This window comes from Rhizobium sp. CSW-27, from assembly GCF_018760785.1.
Taxonomy (GTDB): Bacteria; Pseudomonadota; Alphaproteobacteria; order Rhizobiales; family Rhizobiaceae; genus Neorhizobium.
Genome location: NZ_JAHHZO010000005.1, coordinates 232,769 through 254,814 on the forward strand (window position 1 = coordinate 232,769; position 22,046 = coordinate 254,814).

General features: G+C 64.2%; 20 protein-coding genes. 14 read left to right on the forward strand and 6 right to left on the reverse strand.

What is annotated here, in order from left to right:
• Positions 1–41: 41 nt before the first annotated feature.
• The 6 genes from odhB to KLP42_RS12515 all read left to right on the forward strand — a co-directional run bounded on the left by odhB (position 42) and on the right by KLP42_RS12515 (position 5,183).
• Complete coding sequence (odhB, locus tag KLP42_RS12490) at positions 42–1,274, forward strand: 2-oxoglutarate dehydrogenase complex dihydrolipoyllysine-residue succinyltransferase (protein ID WP_215567063.1); 1,233 nt, start codon at positions 42–44, stop codon at positions 1,272–1,274.
• Between the two features lie 21 nt (positions 1,275–1,295).
• Positions 1,296–1,709 (forward strand): MAPEG family protein, encoded by a 414-nt coding sequence (locus KLP42_RS12495; RefSeq protein ID WP_215567064.1) that lies wholly within the window; start codon positions 1,296–1,298, stop codon positions 1,707–1,709.
• Positions 1,709–2,344, forward strand: coding sequence for a LysE family translocator (locus tag KLP42_RS12500; protein ID WP_215567065.1), 636 nt, complete (start codon positions 1,709–1,711; stop codon positions 2,342–2,344). Before KLP42_RS12495 ends, KLP42_RS12500 begins: the two co-directional genes overlap by 1 nt.
• A gap of 16 nt (positions 2,345–2,360) precedes the next feature.
• Positions 2,361–3,113 (forward strand): SDR family oxidoreductase, encoded by a 753-nt coding sequence (locus KLP42_RS12505; RefSeq protein ID WP_215567177.1) that lies wholly within the window; start codon positions 2,361–2,363, stop codon positions 3,111–3,113.
• Between the two features lie 25 nt (positions 3,114–3,138).
• Positions 3,139–4,545, forward strand: a complete 1,407-nt coding sequence (gene lpdA / locus KLP42_RS12510) for a dihydrolipoyl dehydrogenase (RefSeq protein WP_215567066.1) — start codon at positions 3,139–3,141, stop codon at positions 4,543–4,545.
• Between the two features lie 125 nt (positions 4,546–4,670).
• A complete protein-coding gene (locus KLP42_RS12515) occupies positions 4,671–5,183 on the forward strand; it encodes a cytochrome b (RefSeq protein ID WP_215567067.1) in 513 nt (170 codons plus the stop codon).
• Here KLP42_RS12515 and KLP42_RS12520 read toward each other — a convergent pair.
• Both KLP42_RS12520 and KLP42_RS12525 read right to left on the reverse strand, forming a co-directional pair.
• Positions 5,167–6,240 (reverse strand): TraB/GumN family protein, encoded by a 1,074-nt coding sequence (locus tag KLP42_RS12520; protein ID WP_252192949.1) that lies wholly within the window; start codon positions 6,238–6,240, stop codon positions 5,167–5,169. The two genes, KLP42_RS12515 and KLP42_RS12520, sit on opposite strands and share 17 nt — an antisense overlap.
• A gap of 244 nt (positions 6,241–6,484) precedes the next feature.
• Positions 6,485–7,447, reverse strand: a complete 963-nt coding sequence (locus KLP42_RS12525) for a tyrosine recombinase XerC (RefSeq protein ID WP_252192950.1) — start codon at positions 7,445–7,447, stop codon at positions 6,485–6,487.
• Positions 7,448–7,563: 116 nt separating this feature from the next.
• Here KLP42_RS12525 and KLP42_RS12530 point away from each other — a divergent pair, with 116 nt between their 5' ends.
• The 8 genes from KLP42_RS12530 to KLP42_RS12565 all read left to right on the forward strand — a co-directional run bounded on the left by KLP42_RS12530 (position 7,564) and on the right by KLP42_RS12565 (position 16,439).
• Positions 7,564–8,487, forward strand: a complete 924-nt coding sequence (locus tag KLP42_RS12530; RefSeq protein ID WP_215567070.1) for a GNAT family N-acetyltransferase — start codon at positions 7,564–7,566, stop codon at positions 8,485–8,487.
• A 43-nt stretch (positions 8,488–8,530) separates the two neighbouring features.
• On the forward strand, positions 8,531–10,750 hold the full coding sequence (locus KLP42_RS12535; protein WP_215567071.1) for a primosomal protein N': 2,220 nt from the start codon (positions 8,531–8,533) through the stop codon (positions 10,748–10,750).
• Between the two features lie 66 nt (positions 10,751–10,816).
• Positions 10,817–11,209, forward strand: coding sequence for an AGROH133_08824 family phage infection protein (locus KLP42_RS12540; protein ID WP_215567072.1), 393 nt, complete (start codon positions 10,817–10,819; stop codon positions 11,207–11,209).
• Positions 11,210–11,457: 248 nt separating this feature from the next.
• Positions 11,458–12,024 carry a F0F1 ATP synthase subunit delta gene (locus KLP42_RS12545; protein ID WP_215567178.1) on the forward strand — a complete coding sequence of 189 codons (567 nt, stop codon included), beginning with the start codon at positions 11,458–11,460 and terminating at the stop codon, positions 12,022–12,024.
• Positions 12,024–13,553 (forward strand): F0F1 ATP synthase subunit alpha, encoded by a 1,530-nt coding sequence (atpA, locus tag KLP42_RS12550; protein WP_215567073.1) that lies wholly within the window; start codon positions 12,024–12,026, stop codon positions 13,551–13,553. Before KLP42_RS12545 ends, atpA begins: the two co-directional genes overlap by 1 nt.
• Positions 13,554–13,580: 27 nt before the next feature.
• Entirely contained in the window at positions 13,581–14,459 is an 879-nt protein-coding gene (locus KLP42_RS12555) for a F0F1 ATP synthase subunit gamma (RefSeq protein WP_215567074.1), read from the forward strand.
• A gap of 27 nt (positions 14,460–14,486) precedes the next feature.
• Positions 14,487–15,959, forward strand: a complete 1,473-nt coding sequence (atpD, locus tag KLP42_RS12560) for a F0F1 ATP synthase subunit beta (protein WP_215567075.1) — start codon at positions 14,487–14,489, stop codon at positions 15,957–15,959.
• Positions 15,960–16,031: 72 nt separating this feature from the next.
• Positions 16,032–16,439 (forward strand): F0F1 ATP synthase subunit epsilon, encoded by a 408-nt coding sequence (locus KLP42_RS12565; RefSeq protein ID WP_215567076.1) that lies wholly within the window; start codon positions 16,032–16,034, stop codon positions 16,437–16,439.
• Between the two features lie 146 nt (positions 16,440–16,585).
• Here the strand turns inward: KLP42_RS12565 and KLP42_RS12570 are convergent, their stop codons facing one another.
• The 4 genes from KLP42_RS12570 to KLP42_RS12585 form a co-directional block, all read right to left on the reverse strand.
• Complete coding sequence (locus KLP42_RS12570) at positions 16,586–18,199, reverse strand: GMC family oxidoreductase (protein WP_215567077.1); 1,614 nt, start codon at positions 18,197–18,199, stop codon at positions 16,586–16,588.
• A 7-nt stretch (positions 18,200–18,206) separates the two neighbouring features.
• Positions 18,207–19,424: a mandelate racemase/muconate lactonizing enzyme family protein gene (locus KLP42_RS12575; protein ID WP_215567078.1), complete on the reverse strand. Its 1,218-nt coding sequence runs from the start codon at positions 19,422–19,424 to the stop codon at positions 18,207–18,209.
• A gap of 11 nt (positions 19,425–19,435) precedes the next feature.
• Positions 19,436–20,860 carry an aldehyde dehydrogenase gene (gene aldA, locus KLP42_RS12580; RefSeq protein WP_215567079.1) on the reverse strand — a complete coding sequence of 475 codons (1,425 nt, stop codon included), beginning with the start codon at positions 20,858–20,860 and terminating at the stop codon, positions 19,436–19,438.
• 95 nt (positions 20,861–20,955) lie between these two features.
• Positions 20,956–21,873 carry a LysR substrate-binding domain-containing protein gene (locus tag KLP42_RS12585; RefSeq protein ID WP_215567080.1) on the reverse strand — a complete coding sequence of 306 codons (918 nt, stop codon included), beginning with the start codon at positions 21,871–21,873 and terminating at the stop codon, positions 20,956–20,958.
• Positions 21,874–22,046: the final 173 nt, after the last annotated feature.

Genomic DNA, 22,046 nt, shown 5'->3' on the forward strand with positions numbered 1-22,046 from the left:
ACCTGCGCAACACGATATCGGATTGAAAACGGAAACAGATCATGGCCACCGAAATTCGCGTCCCCACCCTCGGCGAATCCGTCAGCGAGGCAACCGTCGGCACCTGGTTCAAGAAGGTTGGCGACACGGTCAAGGCTGACGAGCCGATCGTCGAGCTGGAAACCGACAAGGTCACCGTGGAAGTGCCGGCGCCTGCAGCCGGCGTCCTGACGGAAATCATTGCCCAGGCGGGCGAAACCGTCGGCCTCGGCGCACTGCTCGGCCAGATCGCCGAAGGCGCTGCCGGTTCCGCTGGCGCCTCCGCTCCTGCCGCAGCGCCTGCACCGGCTGCCCCTGCCGCTCCGGCTCCGGCCGCAGCACCGGCACCGGCTGCCGCCTCGGCCATGCCGGCCGCTCCGGCTGCCGCCAAGCTCGCTGCCGACAACAACATCAACACCGCGGATGTCGATGGTTCCGGCAAGCGTGGTCAGGTGCTGAAGGGTGACGTTCTCGCCGCCATCGCCAAGGGCCCGGTTGCCGCTGCTGCTCCGGCCGTTCCGGCCGCCCCGCGTGCGCCGTCCACCACGGAAGATGCCGTTCGTGAAGAGCGCGTGAAGATGACGCGCCTGCGCCAGACGATCGCCAAGCGCCTGAAGGACGCCCAGAACACGGCTGCCATGCTGACCACCTACAACGAGGTGGACATGAAGGCGGTCATGGACCTGCGCAACAAGTACAAGGACGTGTTCGAGAAGAAGCACGGCGTGAAGCTCGGCTTCATGGGATTCTTCACCAAGGCCGTCACGCATGCGCTCAAGGAACTGCCGGCCGTCAACGCCGAAATCGACGGCACCGACATCATCTACAAGAACTATTGTCACGTCGGCATGGCCGTCGGCACCGACAAGGGTCTCGTCGTTCCGGTCATCCGCGATGCCGACCAGCTGTCGATCGCCGGCGTCGAAAAGGAACTCGGCCGCCTTGCCAAGGCAGCCCGTGACGGCTCGCTCGGCATGGCCGACATGCAGGGCGGCACCTTCACCATCACCAATGGCGGCGTCTACGGTTCGCTGATGTCCTCGCCGATCCTGAACGCACCGCAGTCCGGCATCCTCGGCATGCACAAGATCCAGGACCGTCCGGTCGTCGTCGGCGGCCAGATCGTCATCCGTCCGATGATGTATCTCGCGCTCTCCTACGATCACCGCATCGTTGACGGCAAGGAAGCGGTCACCTTCCTGGTGCGCGTCAAGGAAAGCCTGGAAGATCCGGAACGTCTGGTTCTCGATCTCTAATCAAGACAAAAGGAGGACGGGATGGACCAGGTTGCTGCACTTGCCACGCCCTATGTCGCGCTGCTGGTCATTTCCGTGGTGCTTCTCGTCCTCCACATCATGCTGCAGGGCTTTCTCGCCACGCGCGAGCTGGGCTCCCAGTGGAATGCCGGGCCGCGTGACGAAGGCCGGAAGCCGAAATCGCCGCTCGCGGGGCGCGCGGAGCGGGCCTCGGCAAATTACCGGGAAACCTATCCGGCCGTGGTCGGCCTGCTTCTGGCGCTTGCCTTCTATGGCGATCCGGCCGGCTGGGGCCTGATCGGCGGCTGGCTGTGGCTCACCTGCCGCGTCGTCTATCTGCCGCTTTATCTGGCTGGCATTCCCTATCTTCGTTCGCTGGTCTGGCTGGGTTCGCTTGTCGGCATCGGTCTCATGATAATCGGGCTGTTCGTGTGATGCATCCCTATCTGGTCGAACTTGCCTCGCTGATGGCGATCTTCTCCTTCGCGATCGTTTCGCCGGGCGCCGATCTTGCCATGGTCATGCGCCAGTCGCTGGTGCATGGGCGTCGCCAGGCAATCATCACCAGCTTCGGCATCGGCACCTCGCTGATGTTCCATGTCACCTACACCATCCTCGGTCTCGGGCTGATCATCTCCCAGTCGATCACCCTCTTCAATATCGTCAAATGGTGCGGCGTCGCCTATCTCCTCTATATCGGCATCAAGGCGCTGCGCGCCGGCAAGGCGGATCTCTCCGTCCAGGTTGATGGTGCCGATCCGTCCCGCCAGTCCGGCCTGCGCGCCTATGGCCTCGGCTTTGCCGCCAATGCGCTGAACCCGAAGCCTGTCTTCTTCTTCCTGTCGATCTTCTCCACCGCCGTCAGCGCCCATACGCCGATGCTGGTGAAATTCGGCTACGGCCTTGTCATGGCGAGTTGCCTGATCGCCTGGTTCGTCGGCGTCAGCATCTTCATGACGACGCCGCGCATGCGCGCCGCTTTCTCGCGTGCCAGCCAGTGGATCGATCGGGCGAGCGGCCTTGTGTTCATTGCGCTCGGCCTGAAGCTTGCCGTTCAGAAGGCGTCGTAAGGGAGGAACCATGCCGATGGATCAAAAGCCCGTTCTGCTCGTCACCGGTGCCAGCCGCGGCATTGGCGCAGCCGTTGCCGTGAAGGCCGCCGCCGCCGGCTGGGCCGTGATCGTGAACTACCTGTCCAATGCTGGAGCCGCCGGGGCGGTCGCAACGCAGATCGCGCAGGCTGGCGGCACGGCGCGCATCGTCCAGGGGGATACCGGCACGGAAGAGGGCATTGCCGCCATCTTCGACGCCGTTGACCGGGAGTTCGGTCGTCTCGACGGTCTGGTCAACAACGCCGGCGTCGTCGACCAGACGGCCCGTGTCGACGAGATGTCGCGCGAACGCCTCGATCGTATGTTCGCCATCAACGTGATCGGCAAGATCCGCTGCGCCTCCGAGGCGGTCAGGCGCATGTCCACCCGCCATGGCGGCAAGGGTGGCGTCATCGTCAACATCTCGTCCATGGCGGCTGTCCTCGGCAGCGGCGGGCAATATGTGGATTATGCGGCGGCCAAAGGTGCGGTCGATACCTTCACCATCGGGCTGTCGCGCGAAGTCGCGGCGGAAGGTATCCGCGTCAATGCGATCCGGCCCGGCATCATCGATACCGATATCCATGCCTCCGGCGGCCTGCCGGATCGCGCACGGGATCTGGCACCGTCGGTGCCCATGCAACGCGCCGGCTCGGCGGATGAAGTGGCGGAGGCGGTGCTGTTCCTCCTGTCGCCACAGGCATCCTACGTGACGGGTGCCATCATGAATGTCAGCGGCGGCAGATAGACCGCCCAGAACGAAGGACTTATCCATGGCTTATGATCTTGTTGTAATCGGAACCGGCCCCGGCGGTTATGTCTGCGCCATCAAGGCGGCTCAGCTCGGCATGAAAGTGGCCGTGGTCGAAAAGCGCGCCACCTTCGGCGGCACCTGCCTGAATGTCGGCTGCATTCCCTCTAAAGCCCTGCTGCATGCCTCGGAAGTCTTCGCGCATGCCAAGCACGGCATGGAGGAACTCGGTGTCGAAGTCTCCGGCACCACGCTCAACCTCGACAAGATGATGGGCCACAAGGATGCGACGGTGAAGTCCAACGTCGATGGCGTGGCCTTCCTGTTCAAGAAGAACAAGATCGACAGCTTCATCGGCACCGGCAAGATCGTTTCCGCCGGCAAGGTCTCCGTCACGGCGGAAGACGGCACCGTCCAGGAGATCGAAACGAAGAACATCGTGATCGCCACCGGCTCGGACGTCGCCGGCATTCCGGGCGTTCCGGTCGAGATCGACGAGAAGGTCATCGTCTCCTCTACCGGCGGCATCGCGCTCGACAAGGTGCCGGGCCATATGGTCGTGGTCGGCGGCGGGGTGATCGGCCTCGAACTCGGTTCGGTCTGGATGCGCCTCGGCGCCAAGGTCACCGTCGTCGAATATCTCGACACCATTCTCGGCGGCATGGATGGCGAAGTCTCCAAGCAGTTCCAGCGCATCCTCGGCAAGCAGGGCATGGTCTTCAACCTCGGTGCCAAGGTTACCGGCGTTCAGAAGTCCGAAACCGGCGCCAAGGTCACCTTCGAGCCGGTCAAGGGTGGTGAAGCCCAGACGATCGACGCCGATGTCGTGCTGGTTGCCACCGGCCGCAAGCCTTACACCGCAGGCCTTGGTCTGGAAGAAGTCGGCGTCTTGCTCGACAATCGCGGCCGGGTGGAAATCGATGGCCATTATGCCACCAACGTGCCGGGCATCTATGCCATCGGCGACGTGGTGAAGGGCCCGATGCTCGCCCACAAGGCGGAAGACGAAGGTGTCGCGCTCGCCGAAATCCTGGCCGGCCAGCACGGCCATGTGAACTATGATGTCATTCCGGGCGTCGTCTACACCCAGCCGGAAGTCGCCTCCGTCGGCAAGACCGAGGAAGAGCTGAAGGCTGCAGGCGTCGCCTACAAGGCCGGCAAGTTCCCCTTCACCGCCAATGGCCGCGCCCGCGCCATGCAGGCGACCGACGGTTTCGTCAAGGTTCTGGCCGACAAGGAGACCGATCGTGTTCTCGGCGTCCACATCATCGGCTTCGGCGCCGGCGAAATGATCCACGAAGCGGCCGTCCTGATGGAATTCGGCGGTTCTTCCGAAGATCTCGGCCGTACCTGCCATGCGCATCCGACCATGTCGGAGGCCGTGAAGGAAGCGGCGCTGGCCACCTTCTTCAAGCCGATCCATATGTGATTGCCGCCGCAGCCTGACCTTTGTCAGGTTCAGGATGACAAATCGTTCAGATTTTACGGCCCCGCTTGCGTGTCAGGCGGGGCCGTTTCATCCTTGAAAAGGCCGCCTGTGGCCTCACAAGGACAATGCCGATGTCTCCGCTCTCCTTCTCCATTCCCCAGCGCGCCGTGCACTGGCTCATGGCGCTCTTCATTCTCTTCAACCTGCTGTTTGCCGAAAGCATGGAACACGTGGCCGATGCGCTTGAAGATGGCGTTCCACCGGCTGCGGATGATCTCTTCGGCGCCAATCTGCACGCCTATGTCGGGATATCGATCCTCGCGCTCGCTATTCTGCGGCTCTGTCTGCGCTTCCTGCAGGGCGTGCCGGAGGCGCCCGCCGTGGAGCCGCCGGCGCTTAAGATCGCGGCCAAGATCACGCACGGCCTGCTTTATCTTCTGTTCTTCGCGATGCCGCTCTCAGGCATTGCCGCCTATTATGGCGGGGTCGAAGTGGCGGGCTTCGTGCATGGCGGGCCGATGAAGCTTCTGATGTGGATTCTTCTTGTCGTGCACATCTCCGGCGCGCTGGTCCACCAGTTCTACTGGAAGACGGAGGTGCTGGCCCGCATGACGCACGGCGTCAGGAAGCAGGTGTGAGCGTATAGCCGGCCTTGCGCAACAGGCTTACCAGACCCTCGTCGCCGACGAGGTGCATCGCCCCGACCGCGATGAAGGCGCCGCCGTCCTTCAGGATGGGCAGGGCACGCTCCGCCATGCGGTGATTGCGCTCGGTGACGATCCGCTGTTCGAAGGCCGCATAGCCTTCCCCATCGGCGCCATCGGGCGAGACCGACTTCAGCAGCGGCATGATCATGCCGATATCGCCGGCAAGATAGAGGTCGATGGTGGTGGCGGTGATGTCGCCCATCTGGTCGTCCCGATCGAGGCCCTCCATCAGCGATTTCATGTGCAGCTGCGTCGGCACGGCGGCCATGGATTCGAGCTGTTCCTCAAGCGTTTCCAGCCCCTTCACCGGCTTTCCGGCGCGCACCGCATCCTCGGCGATCTTCTGGTCGAGGAAGGCCTCGCCCCGGGCCTTGCGGGTCATTTCGCAGGTGGAGAGGGCAAAGAAGCTGTAGAGCATCCAGGGCTGCATGCGCGAGACGGCGGCAAGCGGAATGCCGCGCTTCTTCAGGCTCGCCTCCAGCAGCCGCGTCTCGTCGGCGGTGAGGTAGCTCTGCAGCGTCCTGCCATCCGTCATCATGGTCAGCTGCGGTTTGGTCATGAGCTTGGACATGGCCTTCTGCGGGTCGAGGATCTCGTCCGATTCCACCACGATCACCTTTGCCGCCGCCTTGGCCTGCATGGCAGCCTGCGGCATGGCGAGCACGCGCGGATCGGTCAGGTGCATGGTGCCGAGCAGAAAGGAGGGGGCAAGGCCCGGCTTCTCGATCTTCCAGAAGATCGACCTGCCGTTGGCGACGCGATCGGCCTCGCCCCTGATCCGTGCATAGGCGGCCGGGTCCGTTGCCTGCATCTGCGCTGCAAGGTTGGTGCCGCCGCAGCTGTCTTCCGCTGCCGCGACCGGCTGCAGCCATCCGAGCACCAGCAGGAATGAGAGGAGCGCCAGTACATGCAGGGTCGCAAGCATCCGCAGGAGAAGGTCGCCGGGCCGGCACGACATCGGGAAGGAACGGAAGGCGAAGCGGGTCATCGGCATCGGGCTCCAGGGGCAGCGGGCACGCCAAAACAGGTATCCGGTGTCGGGCACCCGTGATGTCGAGCCGGTGATCGGGCGAGGGCGCCCGAACGGCTTTGCGAGGGAAGGCAGGGGTCTGCCGGTCCCCCGCCATCGGTTTCATGCCTAGCGCCACAGCCTGCATGAAGTCTTAAGAAATATGGTTAATCGCTGCGGTTCGGCGGCATTATGGCGCAAGGCCTTCGCCGCCCCGCCGTTTTCAGGCACGCGGATGCGCCCGGTCATAGACCTCCAGCAGCCGGGCCTGATCGACGCCGGTATAGACCTGCGTGGTGGAGAGGCTGGCATGGCCGAGCAGTTCCTGGATCGTGCGCAGATCGCCGCCGCCGGCCAGAAGATGGGTGGCGAAGGAGTGGCGCAGCGCATGCGGCGTGGCGCTGTCCGGCAGGCCGAGCGCGCCGCGCAGCTTCTGCATCTCGCGCTGGATCACGGCGGGGTTCAGCTTGCCGCCGCGCGCGCCGCGAAACAGCGGCTCTTCCGGAGCAAGATGGTAGGGGCAGAGGGCACGGTAGGTTTCGACTGCCTGCGGCACCACGGCCAGCAGCGGCACCAGCCGCGTCTTGCCGCCCTTGCCTGTCACCCGGAGCGTGGTGGCATCGGCGGAAAGGTCGCCGGCCCTCAGGTCGAGCGCCTCGGAAATGCGAAGCCCGCAGCCATAGAGCAGCGTCAGCACGGCGGCATCGCGTGCGGCAATCCAGGGCTCTTCATGCAGTTGCGCCTGCTGCGTCACCACTTGCAGCGCCTGTGCGTCGCTCAAGGGCTTTGGCAGGGATTTCGGCTGCTTCGGCGCGCGGATGGCCCCGGCAGCTGCGGCATTCACCAGACCCTTGCGTTCGAGATGGCGCAGGAAGGAGCGCAGGCCGGCCAGATGCCGACCGAGCGAGCGGGCGCCGGCGCCATCGCGTCGGCGCTGGGCGAGAAAAGCGCGCAGATCCGCCGTGCGCAGCGTGTGGATATCGGCGAGCGTGGCGGGGCCTCCCAGGTGGCCGGTGAGGAATGTCAGGAACTGCCGCGTGTCGCGTTCATAGGCTTCCAGCGTGTTGGCCGCCAGCCGCCGCTCGCCCTTGAGGCTTTCCAGCCACTGGCGACGCTTTTCCATCAGCTCGGGGGAGGCGGGAATCAGAATTTCGCTCACGGCATGCCCGTTGATTTTGCCTGTCATGGCTCCACATTGTGGGGAGCGCGTTACCAAATCGCTAACCGTGCCTGATGCGGTGTTTGTCATAGTTCGATCACAGACGGCTGCGATAAGGTCAGGATGCGCAGGCGGGAGTTTCCATGCAACGGCGTGAGTTGACGTCTTCCATCGGTCAGTTTGCCGAGGCCATTGCCCTCGTTTCCCAAGGTACACCCGGCCACATCGTCGATACGCTGATTGCCGAACGCGGCACGCGCATCGTCCGGCACCCGCTCTGGCCGGTGATGCGGCCCTTTCTCTATTCCCTGCTGCGCTACAGCAGCGCCATCCGCTTCACCAACCGCATCGAGGGCCTGTCCGGCTTCGAATCCTTCTCCTATCTCAGCCAGTTGCTGAAGCTGGATGTGCGGGTGCGCAATGCCGAGCGCATTCCGCAAAGCGGCGGTTTCATCCTCGTCAGCAACCATCCGACCGGCATTGCCGATGGCGTGGCGGTGTTCGACCTGCTGAAGGATCGCCGGCCGGACATGATGTTCTTTGCCAACCGCGACGCGGTGCGTGTCAATCCGCGCTTTTCCGAAATGATCATTCCCGTCGAATGGCGCGAGGAATACAAGAGCAAGGTGAAGGCGCGCGAGACGCTGCGTCTTACCAACCATGCGGTCGAAACCGGCAAGGTAACGGTGCTGTTTCCTTCCGGCCGCATTGCCTACTGGGAAAACGGCCGACTGAACGAGCGGCCATGGAAGACCTCCGCCGTCAGTCTCGCCCGCAAGTACAATCTGCCGATCCTGCCCATGCACATGCGGGCGCGCAATTCCGGCCTGTTCTACTGGTTCGCCAAATGGTCGACGGAACTGCGCGACATGACCGTTTTCTACGAGCTTCTCAACAAGAAGGGCGACCTGTTCGACTTCTCCATAGGCCAGATGATCCCGCCCGATGCGCTGGATGGCGATCCGGCGCAGGTAACGCGCGCGCTCGAGAAGCACACGGTGTTCGATCTGGCGGCGGATCCGGAGGCACGCTTCGCCATGTCGGAAATCCGTTCGGCCGCGGCCTGATTTCGGTTCCCTTTTGTTCTCTGCCGGGGCATGGTCCCGCACCATGGGAAAAGATTCGTCCGATCTCTTCGGCGCCCTGTTCGATGCGCCCCCGCTGGCCCGTGTGGTGTCTGTTCTGGTGCCCCTGCCGGTGCCGGAAGCCTACAGCTATGCCGTGCCGGAGGGCATGGCGTTGGAGCCGGGTTCGGTCGTGCAGGTGCCGCTCGGTCCCCGCCAGGTGATCGGCGTCGTCTGGGACGGCGAGCCCGATCCGCGCCTCGATCCGAAGAAGCTGCGGCCGATCACCCAGGTCTTCGATTGCCCGCCGCTGACGCCGGAGATGCGCAGCTTCATCGACTGGGTGGCCGCCTACACGCTCTCGCCGCCCGGCCTTGTGGCGCGCATGGCCGTCAGGGCACCGGCCGCGCTCGAACCGGAGCCGATGGTGGAGGCGCTGCGCTATCGCGGCGGCGAGCCGGAGCGGATGACGCCGGCCCGCGCCCGCGTGCTCGATCTGGTGCGCGACGAAGTGCCGTTCACCCGCAGCGGCCTGTCGCATGCGGCGGGCGTGTCGCTCAGCGTCATCGACGGCATGGTGAAGCAGGGCCTGTTCGAGACGGTCTTCCTGCCGCCGCCACCGGTCGTCGCCCGGCCCGATCCCGATTACACTGCGCCACGCATCGAAGGGCCGCAGAAACAGGCAGCCTCGGAAATTGTCGAGGCCATGCAGGCCGGAGGCTTTTCCGCCTCCCTCATCGATGGCGTCACCGGTTCCGGCAAGACGGAGGTCTATTTCGAGGCGATCGCGCAAGCCTTGCGCCAGGGCCGGCAGGTGCTGATCCTCTTGCCGGAAATCGCGCTGACGGCGAGCTTTCTCGAGCGCTTCCAGGATCGTTTCGGCGCAAAGCCTGCCGAATGGCATTCGGATCTCGCCCCCCGCATGCGCGAAAAGGTCTGGCGCGGCGTCGTCACCGGCGAGGTGCGGGTCGTGGCCGGCGCACGCTCGGCGCTGTTTCTCCCCTTCGAGGAGCTTGGCCTCATCATCGTCGACGAGGAACACGATCCGGCCTACAAGCAGGAAGACCGCGTCTTCTACAATGCCCGCGACATGGCTGTGGTGCGCGCGCGCATCGGCCAGTTTCCCGTCGTGCTGGTCTCGGCCACGCCTTCGGTCGAAAGTCAGGTCAACGGGCTCAGCGGGCGTTATCATCTGGTGCATCTGCCGACGCGCTTCGGCGAGGCGGCAATGCCCGACCTGCACCTCATCGACATGCGCCGGCATCCGCCGGAACGCGGCGGCTTTCTGTCGCCGGTCATGCTGAGGGCGGTCAAGAAGACCATCGAGAAGGGGCAGCAGGCGCTGCTCTTCCTCAACCGGCGCGGCTATGCGCCGTTGACGCTCTGCCGCGTCTGCGGCCACCGTTTCCAGTGCCCGCAATGCTCCAGCTGGCTTGTGGAGCACCGCTTCAAGGACCAGATCCAGTGCCATCAATGCGGCTATGCGGAAAAGACGCCGGAAGCCTGCCCGGAATGCGGCACCTTTGACCATCTGGTCGCCTGCGGGCCGGGCGTTGAGCGTATTGCCGAAGAGGTGGAAAAGCATTTTCCCGAAGCGCGCACCATCGTCATGTCGTCCGATCTGCTCGGCGGCGTCAAGCGCATGCGCCTCGAACTGGAGGCGATCGCCAAGGGGGAGGCGGACATCGTCATCGGCACGCAGCTGGTCGCCAAGGGCCATAACTTCCCGCTGATGACGCTGGTCGGCATCGTCGATGCCGATCTCGGGCTGGCGAACGGCGATCCGCGCGCGGCCGAGCGCACCTTCCAGCTGCTGAGCCAGGTCACCGGGCGCGCCGGCCGCACCGGCCTGAAGAGCCACGGCCTGCTGCAGACCTATCAGCCGCAGCATCCGGTCATGCAGGCGATCGTCTCCGGCGATGCCTCCGCCTTCTACGAGCGCGAGATCGGCGAGCGGGAGAAGGCGCTTCTGCCGCCGTTCGGGCGTCTGGCCTCGATCATCGTCTCGGCCGATACCCGTGTCGATGCCGAAACCCATGCACGGGGTCTGCGTGCCGCCGCGCCGAAAGTGTCCGGCATCACGGTTCTGGGCCCGGCAGAAGCGCCGCTGGCGCTGGTGCGCGGCCGCCACCGCTTCCGCCTTCTCGTGCACGGGCGCCGCAACAGCGACATGCAGGCCTACCTGCGCAGCATGCTGGCCGCCGGGCCGAAGGTGCGCGGCACGGTGCATGTGCAGCTGGACGTCGATCCGCAAAGCTTTCTTTGATGCGGCTGCCTTGATCTTGGCAGCCCTTGCCCTTGACTTGCCTTTATTCCGAATCAGGAGCCGGCCATGGAACTTTACTTTCCCGCAGAACGCCCCGAACAGCTTGCCTTCATCGCCGCCGCCCTCGTCGCTCTCATTGGCCTGCTTGTCCTCATCCTGCCCGGCAGGGCGCTGAAACTCGCGGGCTTTGCCGTGGGCGAAATCACCGCCAGCGGCTATGGCGCGACGCGCGCCACCGGCGGCCTGCATCTTGGCCTCGGCCTTTCCGCCCTGTTTCTGGCGCAGGACTGGACCTATCTGACACTGGGTGCTGCACTGCTTTCGGCCGCCTTCGGCCGCCTCGTTTCCCTCTTTGCGGACCGCGGTTTCACGCCGCACAATATCGCATTTTTGCTGCTTGAGGTTGTGCTTGGCGCATTGCCTCTCGGCTATGTCCTGGGCTACCTCTCCGGGCTGTAGGACGCAGGAGGGAGGCGTCCCGGGGGATTTCTTCGCAAAATGACATAAAATCGGTTCAAGCCCTTGCAGAGAAGGCTCTTTCCGCCGTCACGCGTGTTGCGAGTCCCAACATCCTATGCTAGACGAACCGCGAATTTCGGAAAAAGACCGAAGCCCTTCTTCGGTACTGTTGAGAAAAAGAAGCAAATTCAAGCATTTGTCTGGGCTCCGAAAACAGGCCGAATGCTTGGATGAAAATCAGGGAAATTGTGCCCGTGGCAGACACATCCCAGCGGACTTCCGGCGTTGCCGACCGTTACGCCTCATCCCTCTTCGAGCTGTCGCTCGAAGCTGGTGCGATCGATCAGGTGCGCGCAGATCTTGACCGTTTTCAGGCAATGATCGACGAAAGCGACGACCTGAAGCGGTTGATCGCAAGCCCGGTCTTTTCGTCCGGCGATCAGGCCCGCGCCATTGCCGCCCTGTGCGACAAGGCCGGCATCAAGGGTCTCGTGGCCAATTTCCTCAAGGTTGTTGCGGGGAACCGCCGCCTCTTCGCGCTGCCGGGCATGATCCGGGCCTATCGCGAAACCGTTGCTCGCCATCGCGGCGAAGTTACCGCCGAGGTCGTCTCGGCCCATGCGCTCTCTGCGGCGCAGGAAGAAGAACTGAAGTCGGCGCTGAATGGCGTAACGGGCAAGCAGGTCGCGGTTGACGTGACTGTCGACCCGTCGATCCTCGGTGGCCTGATCGTCAAGGTCGGCTCCCGTCAGATCGATACGTCTCTCCGCACCAAACTTTCCACCCTTAAGCTTGCACTGAAAGAGGTTGGCTGATGGATATCCGCGCCGCGGAAATTTCCGCAATTCTCAAAGATCAAATCAAGAACTTCGGCCAGGAGGCTGAGGTTTCCGAAGTCGGCCAGGTGCTCTCCGTCGGTGACGGTATCGCCCGCGTCTATGGTCTGGACAATGTTCAGGCCGGCGAAATGGTCGAGTTCCCGGGTGGCATCCGCGGCATGGCGCTGAACCTCGAAGCCGACAATGTCGGTGTGGTTATCTTCGGTTCCGACCGTGACATCAAGGAAGGCGACACCGTCAAGCGGACCGGCGCCATCGTGGACGTTCCGGTTGGTCCGGAACTGCTCGGCCGCGTTGTCGACGCGCTCGGCAATCCGATCGACGGCAAGGGCCCGATCAATGCAAGCCGCCGCGCCCGCGTTGACGTGAAGGCTCCGGGCATTATCCCGCGCAAGTCGGTTCACGAGCCGATGTCGACCGGCCTCAAGGCCATCGACGCCCTCATCCCGGTTGGTCGTGGCCAGCGCGAGCTGGTCATCGGTGACCGTCAGACCGGCAAGACCGCGATCATTCTCGACAGCTTCCTGAACCAGAAGCCGATCCACGAGAACGGCCCGGAAAACGACAAGCTGTTCTGCGTCTACGTGGCCATCGGCCAGAAGCGCTCGACCGTTGCCCAGTTCGTGAAGGTTCTCGAAGAGCGCGGCGCGCTGCAGTATTCCATCGTGGTTGCTGCGACCGCCTCCGATCCGGCTCCGATGCAGTATCTCGCTCCGTTTGCCGGTTGCGCCATGGGCGAATACTTCCGCGACAACGGCCAGCACGCCCTGATCGCTTACGACGACCTGTCGAAGCAGGCTGTTGCCTACCGCCAGATGTCGCTGCTGCTGCGCCGCCCGCCGGGCCGCGAAGCCTATCCGGGCGACGTCTTCTACCTGCACTCGCGTCTCCTCGAGCGCGCCGCAAAGCTCTCCGACGAGCGTGGCGCCGGTTCGCTGACGGCTCTGCCGGTCATCGAAACCCAGGGTAACGACGTTTCCGCCTTCATTCCGACCAACGTGATCTCGATCACCGATGGCCAGATCTTCCTCGAAACCGACCTGTTCTACCAGGGCATCCGCCCGGCCGTGAACGTTGGTCTGTCGGTTTCGCGCGTTGGTTCTGCCGCGCAGATCAAGGCCATGAAGCAGGTTGCAGGCTCCATCAAGGGCGAACTCGCGCAGTACCGCGAAATGGCGGCCTTCGCGCAGTTCGGCTCGGACCTTGACGCCTCCACGCAGCGCCTCCTGAACCGCGGTGCCCGCCTGACCGAACTCCTGAAGCAGCCGCAGTTCTCGCCGCTGAAGACGGAAGAACAGGTTTCGGTGATCTTCGCCGGCGTCAACGGCTACCTCGACAAGCTTCCGGTCGCTCAGGTCGGCAAGTTCGAACAGGGCCTGCTGAACTACCTGCGTACCGAAGGCAAGGCCATCCTCGACGCGATCCGGACCGAAAAGCAGCTGTCGGATGATACCCGTGCAAAGCTGAAGTCGGCCCTGGACGCATTCTCCAAGACCTTCGCCTGAACGGATAAGCTCAAGGACCGATAACGGATGCCTTCACTTAAGGATCTGAAAAACCGGATCGCCTCCGTCAAGGCGACGCAGAAGATCACCAAGGCGATGAAAATGGTCGCCGCGGCGAAGCTGCGCCGTGCGCAGGAGGCGGCCGAAGCGGCGCGTCCTTATGCGGAACGGATGAACCGCGTTCTGGCCAGCCTCAGCGCTGCCAATGCTGAAAATGCAGAGGCACCGCTGCTCCTCAAGGGCACCGGCCAGAACCAGACCCACCTTCTGATCGTTGCGACCGGCGAGCGCGGCCTGGCGGGGGGCTTCAACTCCTCGATCATCCGCCTCGCGCGGGACCATGCGCTGAAGCTCATCGCCGAAGGCAAGACCGTCAAGATCCTGACCGTCGGCCGCAAGGGTAACGACATCCTGCGCCGTACCTTCCGCGAAAACATCGTGGATTACGTGACGTTCCGCGAAGTGAAGCAGCTCGGCTTCGTCAATGCCAGCGAGGTGGCGCAGAAGGTTCTGGCGCTGTTCAACGCCGGCGAATTCGACGTGGCCACCCTGTTCTACGCACGCTTCCAGTCGGTGATCTCGCAGATCGCCACGGCACAGCAGATCATCCCGGCCAAGTTCGACCAGGATGCGCAGGCGTCGTCGGCGGATGCGCTCTACGAATACGAGCCGAGCGAACAGGAAATCCTGGAAGACCTGCTGCCGCGCAACATCGCGGTACAGATCTTCCGCGCGCTCCTTGAAAACAACGCTTCCTTCTACGGCGCGCAGATGTCCGCAATGGACAACGCGACCCGCAACGCCGGCGAGATGATCAACAAATTGACGCTGTCCTACAACCGTCAGCGTCAGGCGCAGATCACGAAGGAACTCATCGAAATCATTTCGGGCGCGGAAGCGCTCTGAAGGCCCAGAGAAGAAGGGTAAGAACACATGGCTAGAGCAGCGACCCTGAATACCACTGCGAGCAGCACGAGCGAGTCCGTCGGACGCGTCACTCAGGTTATCGGCGCCGTCGTCGACGTTGCCTTCACGGGCGACCTGCCGGCGATTCTGAACGCGCTGGAAACCGACAACAACGGCAATCGTCTGGTTCTGGAAGTTGCCCAGCACCTCGGCGAAAACCAGGTCCGCACGATCGCCATGGACTCGACCGAAGGTCTCGTCCGCGGTCAGCCGGTCGTCAACACCGGCGCTCCGATCTCGGTTCCGGTCGGCGACGAAACGCTCGGCCGCATCATCAACGTCATCGGCGAGCCGGTTGACGAACTGGGTGCCATCCCGACGCAGGCCCGCCGCGCGATCCACCAGTCGGCTCCGGAATATGTCGAGCAGTCGACCGAAGCCCAGATCCTGGTCACCGGCATCAAGGTCGTCGACCTGCTGGCTCCCTACGCCAAGGGCGGCAAGATCGGCCTGTTCGGCGGCGCCGGCGTCGGCAAGACCGTTCTCATCATGGAACTGATCAACAACGTCGCGAAGGCACACGGCGGTTACTCCGTGTTCGCAGGCGTCGGTGAGCGTACCCGTGAGGGCAACGACCTCTACCACGAAATGATCGAGTCCAAGGTCAACGTGGACCCGCATGAGAACAACGGTTCTGCTGCCGGTTCCAAGTGCGCACTGGTCTACGGCCAGATGAACGAACCGCCGGGCGCCCGCGCACGCGTTGCTCTGACGGGTCTGACGATCGCTGAAGACTTCCGCGACAAGGGCCAGGACGTTCTGTTCTTCGTCGACAACATCTTCCGCTTCACGCAGGCCGGTTCCGAAGTGTCGGCTCTGCTCGGCCGCATCCCGTCGGCCGTTGGTTATCAGCCGACGCTCGCAACCGACATGGGCGCCCTGCAGGAGCGCATCACCACCACCAACAAGGGTTCGATCACCTCGGTTCAGGCCATCTATGTTCCGGCCGACGACTTGACCGACCCGGCACCGGCAACCTCGTTCGCCCACCTGGACGCAACGACCGTTCTGTCGCGTTCGATCGCTGAAAAGGGTATCTACCCGGCCGTTGACCCGCTTGACTCCACCTCGCGCATGCTCGACCCGATGATCATCGGCGAAGAGCACTACGAAGTGGCCCGTAAGGTTCAGTCGACGCTGCAGCGCTACAAGGCCCTGCAGGACATCATCGCCATCCTCGGCATGGACGAACTGTCGGAAGAAGACAAGCAGACGGTTGCCCGCGCCCGCAAGATCGAGCGCTTCCTGTCGCAGCCGTTCCACGTTGCCGAAGTCTTCACCGGCTCGCCGGGCAAGCTCGTTTCGCTGGAAGACACCATCAAGGGCTTCAAGGGCCTGGTCAACGGCGAATACGACCACCTGCCGGAAGCCGCCTTCTACATGGTCGGCTCCATTGAGGAAGCCATCGAGAAGGCCAAGAAGCTGGCCGCTGGCGCCTGATCTCAGACGGACCGGCGCCCGGGAAACCGGGCGCTCTTCCTTTCCGCATAACGCCCAAAGAAGTGGACCGTCATGGCCGACTCTTTCGAATTTGAACTGGTTTCGCCCGAACGCCTTCTCCTGTCGGAAAAGGTGACGGAAGTCGTGATCCCGGCGACGCTCGGTGAAATGACCGTGATGGCGAAGCACGCGCCGACGATGACGACCATCAAGGCCGGCGTGGTCACTGTGAAGCTGGCTTCCGGTGGCGTGAAGAAGTACGTGGTGTTTGGCGGTTTCGCCGACATCCTGCCGACCGGCTGCACGCTGCTGGCCGAATCCGCCGTTCCGCAGGAAGAGGCCAATCGCGACCTGTTCCAGAAGCGGATCGACGCACTGCGCCAGGACATTTCCGATGCGCCGACCGACGAGCACCGCACCAAGCTGGAGCACATGCTCGGCGAACTCACGCATCTCAATCATTCGATCCTGCCCGCCTGACCGGGCTCGCAGGACAGACGATCGAAGCCGGGTCTTGTGCCCGGCTTTTTCGTGCCCGTATGAAGCCAGAGGTGGCCGATTCCTTATCCCTCTGGCTGACCGTCGTCCCGGCAGATCCTGGCGGGCTGTTCAAGCCCGCAATCGCGTCACCGCGCATCCGCAAGAACCATCGCCGACGCCTTTTCCGCCACCATCATGGTCGGTGCGTTGATGTTGCCGGCGGTGATGTTGGGGAAGACCGAGGCGTCGGCGATCCGCAAGCCGCTCACACCATGCACCTTCAGCGAATGATCCACGACGCTCCCGCGTGAGTCCGGGCCCATCGCGCAGCTGCCGCAGAGATGATAGATCGAGCCGCTGTTGTCGCGGAAATAGTCGATGAGGGCGGCATCGTCCTGAACGGCCGGAGAGGGCGATACCTCTGCCTCCAGCCAGTCGCCAAGCGCCGGTGCGGTGGCGATGCGCCGCATCAGATGCATGCCCTGCAGTGCTTCCTCCACATCGCGATCGGCCGAAAGATAGCGCGGCGCAATGACGGGCGCCGTCGACGGGTCCGGTGAGGCAAGCCTGATCTCGCCGCGGCTTGCCGGCCGGCAGGCGCTGATCGCCATCAGGAAGCCGTGATAGGGCTCGGGCTTCAGGCCGGCCTTCGGGCTCACCGGAATGCGGTAGGAGAGGGGGTTGAAATAGAGCTGCAGATTGGGCCGCGCGGCCGCCTCGCTGCCGCGAAAGAAGCCGCCGGCCTGGTTGACGCTCATGGCAAAGGGCCCCTGGCGCGTCAGGAGATATCGGAGGGTGAGGAGCGCCTGGCCGGTCAGGCTGCCGAACATCGCATTCAGCGTCGGCCGGCGGGAGCGATAGTAGAAGCTGGTACAGAGATGGTCCTGCAGGTTCTGGCCGACCGCCGGCAGGTGATGGCGCACGCCAATGTCCAGCGCCTGTAATTGCGCGCCATCGCCAAGACCCGAACGCTGCAGCAGTGCCGGGCTCTGCACGGCACCGGCGGCGAGGATCACCTCGCGCCGTGCCGTAAACAGTCGCCGTTGCCCGTTCTGGCGCACGGCGACACCGCTCACCCGTCCGTTGTCATCGAAGAGGAGGTGTTCGGCAAAGGCCTGCTGTTCCACCTGCAGATTGCGATGTTTCAGCGCCGGGCGCAGATATTCGGCGCCGGAATGCGAGCGCAGGCCGCGTCTCGTATTGATGTCGTAGATCCCGGCCCCTTCGATGGTCGCACCGTTGAAATCCGGATTGAGGGGATAGCCCAGTTCCGCGCAGGCCGAAAGGAAGGCGCGGCTTACCGGATGGATGCCATCGCGCATCGGGGTCACGTGGATCGGCCCGTCGTCGCCATGCCAGCGCGATGCACCATCGGCATGGGTTTCCAGCCGCCTGAACCAGGGCAGCACGTCGTCCGCCCCCCAGCCGGGATTGCCGGCGGCCTTCCAGTCCTCGAAATCGCTGGCGGCACCCCGCACGAAGACCATGGCATTGATCGCGCCGGAACCGCCCAGCACCTTGCCGCGCGGCACATAGACCCGGCGATTGTTCAGCCCCGGTTCCGGCTCGCTCCAGTGCATCCAGTTGACGGTCGGGTCGTAATAGCTCCTGGCATAGCCGACCGGGATCTTCAGCCACAGCGAACGATCGCCGCCGCCGGCCTCCAGCAGCAGAACGCTGTGGCGTCCGTCCTCGCTGAGGCGGTGCGCCAGAATGCAGCCGGCCGATCCGGCACCGACGATGATGAAGTCGAACTGCATCGACGGATCACCCCTTGGCCGGCGCGAACTGTTTCACATCGGCCGGCTCCGCCGCCATCTGCAGGTGCAGCCGCTCGCCGCGATAGGGCGTGTGCGCGGCGACCACCGCATGGTTCAGCTCCACCCCGATCCCCGGCTCGCGCGAGGGGATCAGATAACCGTCCTCGACGACGAGCTTGCTCTTCAGCACCTCCGCGTGGAAGCCGGAGAAATCCATGATCGCCTCATGGATGAGGAAATTCGGCGTGGCGGCGGCAAGCTGGATGCTGGCGGCCGCACCGACCGGACCGTTATAGAGATGGGGGGCGATTTCCGCGTAGAAGCTTTCCGCCATGCCGGCGATCTTCTTCGCCTCCAGCAGACCCCCGACACGGGCGACATTCATCTGCAGAATGGAGGCCGCCCCTTCCTGCAGCACGCGCTGGAACTCGTATTTGGTGGTCAGCCGCTCGCCGGTCGAGACCGGAATGGAGGTCGCTCGTGCCACCGTCGCCATCGCCGCCTCCTGTCCCGGCGGTACCGGCTCCTCGAACCACAGCGGATCGTATTTTTCGAGCCGTTTCGCGAGACGGATTGCGGAGGCCGGCACCATCTGCCCATGCGTGCCGAACAGGATGTCGGCCTTCGCGCCGATCGCCTCGCGGATCTTGCGGCAGAAAGTCTCGCAACGATCCATCACGCCGAGCGACAGGTGGTGGCCGCTATATTGCGTGTAGGGGCCGGCCGGATCGAATTTGAGCGCGGTAAACCCCATCTCCACCATGCGCACCGCTTCCTCGGCGGCGAGGTCCGGGTCGTTGTAGTCGTACTCGCCGGCCGCGTTCTTCGGATACAGATAGGTATAGGCGCGAAGCCGCTCATGCACCGTGCCGCCCAGCAGATCGGCGACCGGTCGCCCCGCCGCCTTGCCGATGATGTCCCAGCAGGCAATTTCCAGGCCGGAGACGATGCCCATCATCGTCGGGTCCGGGCGCTGGGTGAAGCCGCTGGAATAGGCGGCGCGCCAGAAGCGTTCGATCCGGTGCGGATCATGGCCTTCCAGATGGCGCCGGAAGACATCCTCGATCAGCGGCACCAGCGCATTCGGATCGAAGGCGGTGGCGTAGATCTCGCCCAGGCCGCGAATGCCGCAGGCGGTTTCCAGCTCGACGAAGATCCAGTACATGCCGCCGATATGCGGCGGTGGGACTGCGACGACATGGGTGGTGAGTGCGGCAAGCTTCATCGGTCTGTTCCTCAGTGGTTCAGGATCACGAGCCGTGTCTGGGTGAATTCCAGCATTCCGTGCCTGCCATCGTCGCCGCCCAGGCCGGAGCGTTTCCAGCCGGCGTGGTAGCCCTGATAGGGATCGGCCGGGAAGCGGTTGATGTAGAGTTCGCCCGCCTCCATTGCCGTCGCCGCCTGCATCACCTTGCGGTAGTCGTTGGAAAACACCACGGAGGCGAGGCCATACTGGCTGTCGCTTGCCAGCCGCAGCGCCTCGTCAAAGTCGCTGTAGGCCATCACCGGCAGCACGGGGCCGAACACTTCTTCCCGCACGATCTCCATCTCCTGCCGGCAGCCGGAAAGAAGGGTGGGCGGATAGAAATAGCCGCTCGTTTCCGGCAGAACGCCGCCGGCCTCCAGCACCGCGCCCTCGGCCACGGCGCGCTCCACCATGGTATGCACGCGCCGGCGTGCGGCCTCGGAGGCAAGCGGCCCCATCAGGCTCGCATCGGTCGCCCGGTTGCCGAAGCCGCGACCGGCGAAGCCGGCCTTCAGCCGGGCGAGAAGCGCGTCATGGATGGAGGCATGCACATAGAGCCGCTCCACCGAGGTGCAGACCTGACCGCAATGGGCGGTCTTGGCGGAAAGCACCATGCGCGCCACCGCATCGAGATCGGCATCCGGCTCGACGATCACCGGCGTCTTGCCGCCAAGCTCCAGCGAGGGCTTTGCAATGTTTTCCTTGCAGAAATCCAGCACCGCGCGGCCCGCCGTCACGCTTCCCGTCAGCGTGATCATGCCGATTTCCGGCCGCGTGCAGAGTGTCGCCGCCACGTCATGCGTCATGGTCAGGATGCTGACGAGACCCTCCGGCAGGCCGGCTTCCGCCACCGCTTCTGCAAAGGCGAAGGCGCAGGTCGGTGTCGTGTTGCTGGGGCGCACGACCACCGCATTGCCGGCGATCAGCGCCGGGGCGATCTTGCGCACCAGCGTGTAGATCGGAAAGTTGAAGGGGATCAGGCAGGCCACCACGCCGATCGGCACCCGCAGCAGCAGCAGCGTTTCATTCGGCGTGTCGCTGTCGATCACCTCTCCCTCAATGCGGCGGGCCCATTCGGCATGGTAGCGCATCAGTTCCACCCCGTAGCCGACTTCCGCCGTCGCATCGGCAAGGCTCTTGCCGGATTCCTCCGCAAGGGCCGCACCGATGAGCACGGCCCGCTTCTGCAGGCTCTCGGCCAGCCGGCGCAGCGCCTCGCCGCGCTCGATGGCCGGCCTTCGGCCCCAGGCCTTCTGCGCGGCGGCGGCCCGAAGCACGGCCTCGATCGCCTCGGCATCGGTCGCGGCCGGCACCTCGGCAAACACGGCGCCGGTGGCCGGGTTGCGAACCTCGATCTTCTCTGCGGTCCCGGCCTCGACGAACTGTCCGGCAATGAAATTGCGATAGACGCGCATGGGGTCCTCCCTGCTTCTGGCTGCAAGGAGACGTCAGGGGCAGGCCGTGCTGCAAGCGAGGAATTTTCGGCCCGATCATTCCAAAATGGAATGGTTCAGCCAGGCTGAGCCACTGACGCGGCCTTGCCGTCACCGGCCAGCTCGCCGTGCAGCCAGTCGCGAAAGGTTGCCACGCGTCGGGAGGGCGGCTGGTTGCTGCGCGTCACCAGCCAGTAGGCCTCATGCCCTTCCACCTCCACATCGAGCACCTGTGCCAGCTGGCCGGCTGCCATCAGCGGCGCCACCATCGCCTTGTCGGCCACCGCGACGCCGAGTCCGCTGCAGGCGGCCTCGATGACGAGATCCAGCAGGTCGAATTCCATGCCACCGGGCGTATCGGTGTGGCTCAGGCCCGCCGCATCCAGCCAGCGTTGCCAGGTGAGATAACGCTGGTCGGCAGAGGCCAGCACATGCAGGAAGGTGAGGCGGGAAAGATCGATGGCGCCATTTTCGGGTAGAAGATGCGGGGCGCAGACGGCGATATGCCGTTCCGTCATCAACCGCTCGGAGGCGAGCATCGGCCATTCGCCATCGCCGAAGCGGATCGCGCAATCCAGCAGGCTGCGCTCGGCGAGACTGTCGGCAAGATCGGTGGTGATGCTGATGTCGATATCCGGCAGGGCGGCGCGCAGGCGCGACAGTCGGGGCAGCAGCCAGCGCTTGGCGAAGGTGGGCGGCACGTTGATGCGCAGCCGGTGGCGGTTGCTTTTCTCCATGATGCCGCGCACCGTCAGCTCCACCGAATGGAAGGCGTTCTGCAGGCTGGCATAAAGTTCCGCGCCGGAAGGCGTCAGTTCCAGATGATGGTGGTGGCGGATCACCAGCTTTTCGCCCAGCCGGTCCTCCAGATTGCGCACCTGCCGGCTGACCGCGCTCTGGGTCAGGTTCAGCCGCTCGGCCGCGCGGGTGAAGCTGCGGGTCTGGCCCACCACCTCGAACACCTTCATCGCTGTCAGCGCCGGCAACCGTCGCATGCAGGGCCCCCCGTCTGCCGGCATATAAACAGATGGCGTGCTGCATCGTCACCCTGTTTTTCCGCCCGTCTCCTCCACCGCTTGCCCCGCATGACTGAGCCCGCAGATTGAGCCCGCGGATTGAGCCATGTCATGATGCGGTGCGCGTCCCACTGTAACCTGGTGTAACCTGA